An 11,848-nucleotide genomic window follows, 5' to 3' on the forward strand; every position below is an offset into this window, starting at 1 on the left:
TCATTGATCTTAAAATTTAGTGCTAGGAACATCAAGCGTTTCGACTGATGTTCCTAGCACTTTTTATCTTGTAAGGATGAATCATTTGTTACACACGTTAAATTAAAGAAGGACCATTTGTTCTTCAGTCACAGCCGGTTCGGTTAAAATTTTGGCTTGGGCAGCTGCGAGTTTCGCAATAGGTACCCGATAAGGTGAGCAAGAGATGTAGTTTAGGCCAAGTGTTTGGAAAAATGTGATGGATTGCGGATCACCACCGACTTCTCCACATACGCCGATACTCATGTTTGGTTTAGTACGACGCGCTTTCTCTACAGCTAATTGAATCAGTTGACCAACACCTGTTTGATCTAGTGATTGAAACGGATCTTGGGTAATGATTTTCTTTTCCCGATACGTATTAATGAATTTACCGATATCATCACGAGAAAAACCATAGGTCATTTGTGTTAAATCATTTGTTCCAAAGCTGAAAAAGTCTGCTTCTTCTGCTAACTGATCCGCAATCAGACAAGCTCTAGGTAGTTCAATCATTGTCCCGATTTCGTAAGGGAAAGGAGTCATTTTATGTTCTTCAAAGAGACCGTCAATCGTTTCTTTTAAAATGCGTTTGAGATAGAGAAGTTCTTCTTTTTCGGCGATTAGAGGAATCATCACTTCTGGATAAACAGTAATTCCTTCTTTGACTAATCGAATGGCACTAGTAAATAAGGCTGTAACTTGCATTTTGTATATTTGTGGTTGGGTCACACCTAAGCGACAACCACGATGGCCCAACATTGGATTGGTTTCTTGTAACCGTTCAATTTGTTTGGCGATGGTCACCGGGAACCGTTGTAGTTGCTTCGCCAATAATTGAATATCATTCTTTTCATGAGGTAAAAACTCATGCATCGGCGGATCTAACAAGCGGACCACCATGGGTTTGTCTTGAACTACTTTCAGCATTTGATAAAAGTCTTCCTGTTGAAAATGAAGAAGTTGCTCCAACGCATAGGTTGCTTCCTTTTCAGACTCTGCTAAAATCAGGCGACGCATTTCCAAGACACGCTCTTCACCGAAAAACATATGCTCTGTTCGCGCTAAACCAATCCCCGCTGCGCCAAAACGGATAGCAGTCTCTAAATCTTGTGTAGTTTCTGCATTGGCACGAACAGTTAAATCAGCATATGCATCTGCCCAAGACAAGAGCTCTTGAAGGTCATCGTTATTATCAGCAGAAATTGTAGGAATTTCGCCAAGATAAATTTCCCCCGTTGAGCCATCGACGGAAATGATTGTTCCTTCTAAGATGACCTGTGGCCCGCAGTGTAGTTGTTTGGCTTCTTCATTGACGGTTAAACTTTCACAACCAGTCACACAGCAAGTTCCCATTCCTCGTGCGACCACAGCGGCATGAGAAGTCATTCCGCCACGACTGGTCACGATTGCTTCGCTTACAACCATGCCTTCAATATCTTCTGGTGAAGTTTCTTGACGAACAAGAATGACTTTCTTTCCTAGATTGGTCAGTTCTTTGGCTTTTTCTGCTGTAAAAACAATTTGGCCACTTGCTGCACCAGGACTAGCAGGAAGTCCCATAGCTAAACGTTCCATGTGTTGTCGTTTCTCTTGATCAAACACGGGATGAATTAATTGATCAATCGTATCAGGTGTCACACGCAACAGTGCTTCTTGTTTAGTAATGCGATTTTCTTTGGCTAAGTCTAAAGCAATTTTAACCGTAGCTGCGGCGGTTCGTTTCCCGTTTCTTGTTTGTAAAATATATAATTTTTCATTTTCAATGGTAAATTCAATATCTTGCATGTCACGATAATGATATTCTAAAAGTTCTGCGTAATGGCGAAAATCTTGATAAACTTTTGGCATAGTCAAACGTAAACGACGAATGGGTTCTGGCGTCCGAATACCAGCCACTACATCTTCTCCTTGCGCGTTCAAAAGAAACTCTCCAAACAGTTGATTTTCCCCTGTGACCGGATTTCTAGTAAAGACAACGCCAGTGCCACTGTCTAGTCCACGATTGCCGAAAACCATTTCTTGAATGTTGACAGCTGTACCTAAATCATGTGCAATATGATGTAAGTTTCGATAAACCACCGCACGTTGATTATTCCATGAATCAAAAACAGCTTTGATTGCTTCAAAAAGTTGTGCGACAGGGTCTTGTGGGAAGACCACATGATATTGTTCGAAAACTTCTTGGTAGCGGACAATCAAGGCGAAATGATCTGCTTCTTGAAAAGCGGTAATTTTTTTGTTTAGCTCTTGTTCCAAGCGCTCTTTTTGTTGGTCAAATAATTCTTTGGGAATGTGATAGACGACGTCTCCAAACATTTGAATAAGTCGGCGATAACAATCAAAAGCAAAACCAGGAGAGGTTAAGGTCGCAAATTTTTTCACACGTTGATCATTTAAACCTAAATTTAAAATAGTATCCATCATACCAGGCATCGAGAAGGCAGCACCGCTGCGAACAGAAACTAAGAGAATCTCATTGTCCGCGGTAAAAGATTTGCCTGTTTCAGTTTCTAGGTTTTTAACCGCTTTCAAAATTTCTGATTGTAAGTGTTCTTCAAAGAAAGTAGCATCTGCCAAATAGTCCATACAGCAACGGGTTGTAATCGTGAATCCTTGCGGAATCGGCAAACCTAAGCGTGTCATTTCTGCCAAGTTTGCCCCTTTACCACCAAGAGTCTCTTTACCTTCATTGTGTGTTTCGTTAAAAGAATAAATAAACTTTTTCATGCGTGACCTCCGTTTAATATGTGTCTTATATGTTCAATAAACATCATAATAGACAGGAATAAGTTTGTCAATAGAAAAAAATTCTTGTCAATATGTTGAAAAAACAATAAATATGTGTATAATTGTAAGCGAATGCACAATTTGTTTAAGAGGAATTGAGGAGGAAATGATGAAATTAAGTAAACGACAAGAGCAAATTATCGCTGTTGTAAAAGAGCATCAGCCAGTTAGTGGTGAACGCATTTCGGACATACTAGCCGTTTCACGTGCGACATTGCGTTCTGATTTGTCTTTTTTAACACTTTCAGGAATTTTAAAAGCAAGTCCGAAAGTTGGGTATACTTACGAAAGTGATAATATGGAGGCTTTTTTCTTTTTTGATGTTTTTCAAACAAAAGTTCAGGAGATCATGAGTCCACCATTGATGGTTGCCCAAGACACCTCAATTCGAGATGCGATTACCAACTTATTTATGTATGATGTCGGTTCTCTTTATGTCATGGATGAAGCAAAAGAATTATTAGGGGTTTTGTCACGAAAAGATTTATTACGGGCCTCTTTAAATACAAATATTGATGGCACACCTGTTGCTGTTTGTATGACAAGAGTGCCACATGTGAAAACCTGCACACCAGAATTTACTATTCTTGAAGCTGCTGACACTTTGCAAAAATACGAAGTGGATTCTTTGCCAGTCGTTGAAAAAGAAAATCCTAAAAAAGTTATTGGAAAAATTACGAAAACGAAAATTTTAACCTATATTACGCAACAAGCGAAAGAAGCCGCACAAAATAGATAAGGGAGCTTAATTATGAAAAAAGAGATCATTGTTTATACTATTTCCGATTCACTTGGAGAAACATCACAAAAATTGTTAGCTGCAGCAAGCGCACAATATCCAGATATTTCTTTTCTTAATCGATACAATTTTTCTTTTGTCACAACAGAAGAAGAATTATTGGAGATTTTAAAAGATGCCTTAAAAGATAAAGCCTTAGTTGTCAGTACATTAGTCAGTAAACAACTAATCACAGCGGCGAAAGAATTTAGTGAACGAACAGGGTTGTTATATTTAGATTTAATGGCGCCATTTTTTGAATTAATTCAAGCGAAAGCCGGAGTAGATCCTATTGAAGAGCCTGGACGACGCCACCAACTAGATCGTGCTTACTTTGATAAAATCTCAGCGATTGAATTTGCTGTAAAATATGATGATGGCAAAAATCCTCAAGGGTTTCTTGATTCTGATATATTGTTGTTAGGCGTTTCGCGGACCTCAAAAACGCCAGTCAGTATGTATTTAGCAAATCAAGGCTACCGCGTTTCTAACTTACCATTAATTCCAGAAGTTCCATTGCCGCCAATTTTGGAAGAAATGGATCCACAAAAAATGATTGGTTTAGTTTGTTCGCCAGAAACATTAGGACAGATTCGTAGCAGTCGGTTGGCTTCCTTAGGTTTAGGTAATGAGACCAGTTATACCAATGTTGAACGGATTGAACAAGAATTAGCTTATGCTGAAGAAATTTTTGCGAAGTATGGCATCCCAGTGATTGATGTAACCGCAAAATCTGTCGAAGAAACAGCCTTTTTAATTAAAGAAAAACTAGATGAAAGAAATTAAAAAGCTTGGCAACCTCACTAAATTTCAGTGAAGTTGCCAAGCTTTTTATACTTAATTGGGCTTCTTTTTGTTAGTCAATATTTTTTTGATCGACAATGAGTAAAGCGATCATCACGTAGACAATCCAACTACTTTTAGAATAAAGTGTATAGCGGGGTTGCCATTTGCTAGCAAATTTTTCCTTGTATTCGCGTAATCCTTGGAAGGAGTAGATTTCTGAACCAAATTCATAAATTAACGCAGCAATCCGTTCTTGAATAAAACTTTTTCTTGATTGACCAACGTTGGCTAACGGAGCCATCCCTAAATTGAAATAATGAATATTTTCTGTTTTCATATATTCAAATAAATGAATAAATAGGAAATCCATACTTCCAGAAGGGGCTTTTTCTTTATGGTGACGCATCAAGTCGATGGTACCAACTTCATTTGTGTAACTAGGAATGATATTAGCGAAAGAGACCATTTCTCCTTCAGCATTTCGGACAACAGCAATTGGGTTTCTTTGAAGATACGCTTCATCGAAAAATCCTAGTGAAAAGCCTTTTTCTTTTCGATTGTCTAACCAACTATCCGAAATAGCTTTTAATTCGTGCATTTGTTCGGCACTAAAAGGAGGTTGGAGTACGTCAAATGAATAGCCGGCTTTGGTAATTTTATTAAACACTGCGCGGGTACCTTTGAATTTTTTCCCAGACATCGTAAATGTTTCTAGATTAACTAAGGCCTCTTCGCCCATTTTGATAAATTCGTAGCCGTATTCGTGTAGTAACATCACGCTGTCCTCATTTGTTTCGTAAAAGACGGGTACATAGCCGAAACGATCTGTTTCTTTAAGGAATGCATCAATCGCCGCAGGAAAATCTTCTTTGTTCCCAGAAGGGTTGCCCATCACAACGCATTTATTATTAATGGTGTTGAATTGTAAAAAGACAGTCGGTTCTTCTTTGGGATATAAGAAAACCTGTTTATCATGAAGAAAGACAAGTTCACTGTCAATATTCCCGCTATAAGTTGTTAAGATATTATGCAAGATACTATCTTCTGGAAACTCACCCACTTGGTGTTTTTTCCCTTGGAGGTAGCGAACAAATAGAAAGTTAAAACTCATAACTAAGAGGATAGCGATAAATCCTGACAACCAGATCCGTTCGGAAGGGAACAAGAAAAATTCCACAAAATGATGACGATGGTGTGGGAAGTTCGGTAAATTATAAACACCAATTACCAGGTATAACAAAGTCAACAAGCCAAAGATAAACCCATCAATCGTCATCCACTCCCAAGAGTAAACCAGTTGTTCACGGTACAATTCTGATTTTGAAAAAATAACGATAAATAATAAAATAGCTAAATAGAAAATGGAAAACATACTAAAGTCAACAACAAATGAATACAAGATAGCACCAATTAATAAAATAATCGTTGGATAATAGGCTCTTTTAACACGATCAGCAATCCCACGTCCCATAATTAATAATGCAAAGCCTAAAACAATACTCGGAATTTGAATAATAATATGTGAACGGAAGGGGTTAATATCTCTTAACCAATGCACTTGAGTGAAGGCTTCTGGAATAGTGGCTAGGAGCACCATCATAATTCCTGAAAAATAAAGTAAAACCACTTCCAGCTTGTGGGCAATTTCCAAAGTAATTTGTTTTAGCAATTGACGATAGTGAGTATCCAACTTTTGGCTTAAGTGTTTTGTAAAGAACAAACAGCCAATTAAGAAAGGGATAATATAATAGAATAAACGATAGAGCAATAACCACAAAACAATAATTTCACGATCGACACCTAAATTGCTCAGTCCTAGAATCATCATGACATCAAAACTACCTAAAGCCCCTGGAATCATCGAAGCAATCCCAATAATCGAAGCTGCTACATATAAAGGAACAATATCAATTAAAGGAATCGGTACATCTAATAAGTAACCAATACTGATAAAGGTAATTAAAACACCTGTCCATTCTAAAAACGAAGAAACAACTAAAGATAAGCGATTTTTTGCATCGAGGTTACCAAAGGAACTATTTTTTTGGAAATGTAAAATAAGATAAAGTAACGGGAAATAAAGACCGCCACCTAATAACCAAATCCAATATTGCTGTAAATAAGCCATCTTTGGGTCAAACTGAACAAGGAAAAAGCAAAGAATACTATAAATAGATAGACCGGATAACACAAAAAGTAAAATATGGGTTAACGCAGGTAAAATTTTCTTTTCCTCTGTTTTATTTCCATAAAATTCAGAACGAAGTCCCATGCTGACCAAACCACCGAATCCACCAATATTATTGATGGTATTGACAATCCAGCTAGATTCAAGGAGTTCCCGTTTTGAGACTTTCAAGTTTAAAATGCGATTTAATGTTAAGTCATAATTTAGCATCGGAGTAACGGAAACTAAACCGATAACCATCATCAATAACAATTTCCATAGCGGAATCTCATCAAAAATCTGTTTTAACTGTTCAAATGAGATCGTTTTACCAATTGATAAAAGTTGGGCAACAACAATAATTGAGACCGCAATAACAAACAGTGTTTTTAGTAATCCTGTATGCGTTTTGATCCAATGAATAATTTGTTTCATTTAGACACCTTCATTTCCTTTAAGAATTTTTCGATTGTTTTATTAAAAATATCTGGTGAGTTTTTGGCAAATAAATGACCCTGTTTATTTACCAAGACCAATTTGCCAGCAGGAATGGCATCAGCAATCGCCCGTGAATGGGAAAGCGCAATTAAATCTCGACTGCCAGTAATAACAAGAGTAGGACAGGGGATGTGTTCTAAATCTTGTTTTGTCAGTCCAGTATCTTCAAATAACAGAGCCACGATAGGGAGCCGTGCGCGCAATTTTTTTGAAAAAAAGGCGCCAATACGACAAAACCAATATTGAAAATAAGTGGCAATCGTTACATATTTTTTCAGACCAGACATGGTGACATTTCCAGAATTTAAGACGAGTTTGTTGACGAAATCAGGATATAAATGGGTAAAAACCATGGCAATATTTGCTCCGTCACTAAAGCCCAATAAATTAATTTTTGTTAAGTGTTCTTGTTGAATAATACCAGCTAAATCTTCTGCCAAAAGCGGAAAAGTTAATTGACTTTGTGTATTGGTGGAACGGCCATGTCCGCGGGTATCCACCGCAATAACTTGATACTCCTTGGAGAAATAAGAAATTTGATAATTAAAAAAAGTATGATCATTGCCATTACCATGAAGTAACACAAGGGGATAATTTGTTTCTTTGCCAAAAATTTGATAAAAAATTTGACTGCCATCTATTGTTTCAAAATATTTTTCTATTGCCATTCTCCGTCACCTATCTCATCTATAATCAATCGAGTCCTCTCTCATTATAGAGTCTTTTGTCTTTTTTTTGTAATAAAAAACAGAAAATTTTCCGAACAGTTTTGTAAGGTGTTGTAATATAGTGTGATATAGTAGAAGATAGCCACCTAAAAATTAGGCTAGAGGAGGGAAAGTTGATGTCTTTAATCGTTTTAATTGGTGCCCAAGCTGTCGGGAAAATGACCGTTGGCAAGGCTTTAGAAAAGCAGTTAGATGCTAAATTACTATTTAATCATCAAACCATTGACTTATTTGCAAACTATCTTGGGTATACGGAACGTGCGTTTCAATTGTCTGATTCCGTTAGAAAGGAACTTTTTCAGGCCTTTGTAGAAAATCCAGCCACAAATACAACAAAAAACATTATTTTTACAGTGGTGATTGCTTTTGATCAAGAACAGGATTTTCAATTTTTAGAAGAAATATCAGAAATTTTTCTTAGTAAACATGAGTCCGTTTATTTCGTCGAACTCGTCTCTTCAACAGCAATCCGTCTAGAACGGAATGTTCATCCAGAGCGGCTAGAGGCAAAACCTTCAAAACGCGATGTCGACTTTTCTCGAAAAGAATTACTCAATACCTTCAAAGAACATCGGTTAGTAAGCCACGAAGGTGAACTAGAAAGTACATTTCCAAATGTAAAAATAACGAAAATAAATAATTCAAACATGACACCAGAAGAAGTAGCAACGAAGATAATTGCTACTTTTGGTTTGACATAATGTGAAAGGAACATCGGAATCAATGAAAAATTTTTTTAAATATCTCGGTAGCTTGATGGTCCTTCTTTTAAGCATAGCTTTAATTTTGATAGGATATTTAACCTTCCGAGAGTTTCGACCACGAGCGGTTGAACCAGTTGCTATAAATAAACAATTTTCAGAGCAAACCATCGAAAAAAAGCAATCCATTTCTTTAGTCACGTATAACATTGGCTATGCCGGCCTAGGACAAACAGAAGATTTTTTTATGGACGGTGGCAAAACTGTCCAACCAGTTAATAAGGCAATGGTTCAACAGAATTTAACAGGCATTGAAGAAACCTTGAAAGATTTACCAGCGATGATTTACTTATTCCAAGAAGTCGATCGTCGCTCGCAACGTTCTTATGAAGTCAATCAAGAGGAAGAATTACAAAAACAGCTACAGCTGAACAGCGCATTTGCTTATAATTTTAAGGTAGATTATGTGCCCTTTCCTTGGCCGCCGATTGGACGAGTAGAAAGTGGTTTATTAACATTATCAAATGAAAAAATAACAGAGGCCAAACGCATTGCTTTACCCAATCCCTTTCGTTGGCCCGTTAGCATTAGTAACTTAAAACGAGCGCTTCTAGAAACGCGCTTTCCAATTAAAGGCACAGACAAAGAATTAGTGGTTTTTAACTTACATTTGGAAGCCTATGACAATGGGGAAGGGAAGATTGCTCAAAGCAAAAAGTTAGCTGACGTATTATCCCAAGAATACGCTAAAGGAAACTATGTAATTGCTGGAGGTGACTTTAATCAAGTTTTCAAAGGCAGTCATCGATATCCTGACCTAGGGGAAGCTGGTTGGGCACCAGGAGAAATTGATCCAGCAGACTTACCTAAACATTTTTCACTTGCTTATGATGATCAACAGCCGACTGTGCGGGTGCTTAATAAGCCATACACTGGCTCTTATGAAACATCCCAAGTGTATGTAATTGATGGTTTTATTGTTTCTGATAATGTGGCTGTTCATAGCGTGAAAACAAAGGATGAACAATTTAAATATACAGATCACCAACCTGTGAAGATGGAAGTTGGGTTGAAATAGAAAAAGTACAAACGGTGCTTGTTGCTTGCACCGTTTGTACTTTTTATTTTATAGATAGCCTTTAGTAATAGAATGAGTGGAATTTAGCATATTTGCTGGCGTTCCTGTAAAAAGAAGCTGTCCGCCTTTTTCTCCACCTTCGGGACCTAGTTCAATCAACCAGTCGGCACTTTTAATCACATCAATGTGATGTTCTAATAAAATCAAGCTGTTTCCTTCTTCTACCATTCGATTGAAAAGTTGAAGACTTTGTTGGATATCAATTAAGTGTAAGCCATCTGTAGGTTCATCCATTAAATAGATAGCTTTTTTTTGGTGAAGTGTGTCTGCTAATTTTACCCTTTGCAATTCGCCACCAGATAATGTTGAGAGCGATTGATTGAGTTTAAGGTAGCTTAAGCCAACTTCCAATAAATTTTTTAATGAAAGAGCAAAAGGCTGGTCTTTGAAAAAATCATAGCCATCTTTAACGCTTAAAGCTAGTACTTCAACGATATTTTTTCCGTTATACAGATAATGAAGCACCTCTTCTTTGTAACGCGTTCCGTGACAGGTTTCGCAAATACTAGTAACATCCTCCATAAAAGACATATCGGAGACAATTATTCCTTTCCCCTTGCAAGTAGGACAGGCGCCTTTGGAATTATAGCTAAATAAAGCTGGACTAACATGATTTTCTTCCGCAAACAGTTTGCGGACCTTATCAAAAATATTGAGATAGGTCATTGGTGTGGATCGTAAATTTGCGGTAATGCTTTTTTGTGAAAGATGAATAATTTCTTGGTTATCAGCTTGGGCTTTTTGATAAATTTCTTCCGCTAATGATGATTTACCTGAACCAGCGACCCCACAAATAACAGTCAAAACTCCTAACGGAACTTCGACAGATAGATTGTTTAAATTATGCATTGTCGCATGTTCGATTGTTAAAGACTTCCTTGCTTTTCTTGGTTGGACGTTTAAAAGGAGCGGCTCTTGAAGCGCTTGACTAGTCAAGGTTTTGGAGGCTAAAAATGCGTCATACGTTCCTGAAAACTGGACATGTCCACCATTTTCGCCTGCGAAAGGTCCTATATCGATGATAAAATCAGCTTCTCTAATTAATTGTGGATTGTGTTCCACCAGAACCACGGTGTTTCCTTTATTTTTTAAATTGAGCAACGCACGACTGATCCGTTCGATGTCCTTTGGATGTAAGCCAGCACTTGGTTCATCTAAAATATACATAATATCGTTTAAGGCGCTGTTTACATACTTAGCAATTTTAATCCGCTGTGCTTCACCACCAGAAAGTGTTTCAGTTGCTCGTCCTAATGTGAGGTAGGAGAGACCGATATTAATTAATGCTTCTAGACGTACAAGTAGCTCTTCTTGAATATTTTTTATTAAGGAAAGGCCCATCGAACGAATAAAAGAATGTAATTCAGTGAGTGGCATGTCAACAGCATCAGCAATACTTTTTTGATTAATTTTGCAGCTACGAACACGTTCATTGACTCTACTTCCTAAACAATCAGGACATCTTTTTACGGTAACAAAGTGATTAAGGTATTTTTGATGACGTTTACCTTCGTCTGTATGCAATATGCTACGTTGCATGCGCGGGACGATTCCTTCATACAAAGCTGTATGAGGCCACTCTTTGGGTGGATTAGCTAGTTTTTGTTGTGGAGCATATAAAAATAATGCTAACTCTTCAGGAGAATAGTCCTTGATTTTTTTATCCAAATCAAATAGACCACTATGGGCATAACGCTTCCACCGCCAGTTGCCAACTGTAAATGTGGGGAAATCGATAGGCCCTTCGTTTAATGATTTGTCATAATCAACTAGCTGATGAAGATTGATTTCGGTAATCTTTCCTAAGCCATCGCATGTTGGACATTTTCCATCCGGATGATTAAACGAAAAAGTATCTGAATAACCAACAAATGGAGAACCTGCTCGTGAAAACAACAAACGTAAAAACGTATAAATATCTGTATACGTTCCCACTGTCGAACGAGAATTGTCTGCTACTTTTTTCTGGTCAATGACAATTGCAACAGGAAGATTCTCGATTTTTTCAACTTCTGGACGACCATATTTGGGTAAGTAATTTTGAACAAACGAACTAAATGTATCATTTAGTTCACGACGTGATTCAGCAGCTAATGTGTCAAATACTAAGGAGGACTTTCCTGAACCCGAAAGTCCAGTAACAACAGTTAGTTGTTTTTTAGGGATATTGACAGAGATATTCTTCAAATTATTTTGTGTTGCGTGCTTAATTTCAATCCATTCCATTAAAAAACCTCCGTTTCT

General features: G+C 37.4%; 8 protein-coding genes. 4 read left to right on the top strand and 4 right to left on the bottom strand.

Annotated elements, in window-relative coordinates; translation table 11 throughout:
* Positions 1-102: 102 nt before the first annotated feature.
* A complete protein-coding gene (gene ppdK, locus IGK70_RS04505) occupies positions 103-2,748 on the bottom strand; it encodes a pyruvate, phosphate dikinase (protein WP_002358905.1) in 2,646 nt (881 codons plus the stop codon).
* Positions 2,749-2,917: 169 nt separating this feature from the next.
* On the opposite strand from ppdK, the gene IGK70_RS04510 reads away from it, so the two are divergent.
* Together IGK70_RS04510 and IGK70_RS04515 are read left to right on the top strand one after the other, a co-directional pair.
* Positions 2,918-3,547: a helix-turn-helix transcriptional regulator gene (locus IGK70_RS04510; RefSeq protein ID WP_002355926.1), complete on the top strand. Its 630-nt coding sequence runs from the start codon at positions 2,918-2,920 to the stop codon at positions 3,545-3,547.
* A gap of 12 nt (positions 3,548-3,559) precedes the next feature.
* Positions 3,560-4,372 carry a pyruvate, water dikinase regulatory protein gene (locus IGK70_RS04515; protein ID WP_002355927.1) on the top strand — a complete coding sequence of 271 codons (813 nt, stop codon included), beginning with the start codon at positions 3,560-3,562 and terminating at the stop codon, positions 4,370-4,372.
* 70 nt (positions 4,373-4,442) lie between these two features.
* Here IGK70_RS04515 and mprF read toward each other — a convergent pair whose 3' ends face one another.
* Together mprF and IGK70_RS04525 are read right to left on the bottom strand one after the other, a co-directional pair.
* On the bottom strand, positions 4,443-6,974 hold the full coding sequence (gene mprF / locus IGK70_RS04520) for a bifunctional lysylphosphatidylglycerol flippase/synthetase MprF (protein WP_104855476.1): 2,532 nt from the start codon (positions 6,972-6,974) through the stop codon (positions 4,443-4,445).
* The gene (locus IGK70_RS04525; RefSeq protein ID WP_002376208.1) at positions 6,971-7,705 is read right to left on the bottom strand and encodes an alpha/beta fold hydrolase; all 735 of its coding nucleotides are present in this window, start codon (positions 7,703-7,705) and stop codon (positions 6,971-6,973) included. The genes mprF and IGK70_RS04525 overlap by 4 nt, the downstream gene beginning before the upstream one ends.
* A 176-nt stretch (positions 7,706-7,881) precedes the next feature.
* On the opposite strand from IGK70_RS04525, the gene IGK70_RS04530 reads away from it, so the two are divergent.
* Positions 7,882-8,466: a hypothetical protein gene (locus IGK70_RS04530; RefSeq protein ID WP_104874129.1), complete on the top strand. Its 585-nt coding sequence runs from the start codon at positions 7,882-7,884 to the stop codon at positions 8,464-8,466.
* 22 nt (positions 8,467-8,488) lie between these two features.
* Complete coding sequence (locus tag IGK70_RS04535) at positions 8,489-9,544, top strand: endonuclease (protein WP_104855474.1); 1,056 nt, start codon at positions 8,489-8,491, stop codon at positions 9,542-9,544.
* A gap of 48 nt (positions 9,545-9,592) precedes the next feature.
* Here the strand turns inward: IGK70_RS04535 and IGK70_RS04540 are convergent, their stop codons facing one another.
* Complete coding sequence (locus IGK70_RS04540) at positions 9,593-11,830, bottom strand: ATP-binding cassette domain-containing protein (protein WP_104855473.1); 2,238 nt, start codon at positions 11,828-11,830, stop codon at positions 9,593-9,595.
* Positions 11,831-11,848: the final 18 nt, after the last annotated feature.

This window comes from Enterococcus sp. DIV0358, assembly GCF_051713465.1.
In the GTDB taxonomy this organism is placed as follows: domain Bacteria; phylum Bacillota; class Bacilli; order Lactobacillales; family Enterococcaceae; genus Enterococcus; species Enterococcus faecalis.

What these genes read in the sequence shown, in the direction of transcription:
- ppdK (WP_002358905.1), bottom strand. Translation starts at nt 2,748, where the DNA reads ATGAAAAAGTTTATTTATTCTTTTAACGAAACACACAATGAAGGTAAA.
- IGK70_RS04510 (WP_002355926.1), top strand. Translation starts at nt 2,918, where the DNA reads ATGAAATTAAGTAAACGACAAGAGCAAATTATCGCTGTTGTAAAAGAG.
- IGK70_RS04515 (WP_002355927.1), top strand. Translation starts at nt 3,560, where the DNA reads ATGAAAAAAGAGATCATTGTTTATACTATTTCCGATTCACTTGGAGAA.
- mprF (WP_104855476.1), bottom strand. Translation starts at nt 6,974, where the DNA reads ATGAAACAAATTATTCATTGGATCAAAACGCATACAGGATTACTAAAA.
- IGK70_RS04525 (WP_002376208.1), bottom strand. Translation starts at nt 7,705, where the DNA reads ATGGCAATAGAAAAATATTTTGAAACAATAGATGGCAGTCAAATTTTT.
- IGK70_RS04530 (WP_104874129.1), top strand. Translation starts at nt 7,882, where the DNA reads ATGTCTTTAATCGTTTTAATTGGTGCCCAAGCTGTCGGGAAAATGACC.
- IGK70_RS04535 (WP_104855474.1), top strand. Translation starts at nt 8,489, where the DNA reads ATGAAAAATTTTTTTAAATATCTCGGTAGCTTGATGGTCCTTCTTTTA.
- IGK70_RS04540 (WP_104855473.1), bottom strand. Translation starts at nt 11,830, where the DNA reads ATGGAATGGATTGAAATTAAGCACGCAACACAAAATAATTTGAAGAAT.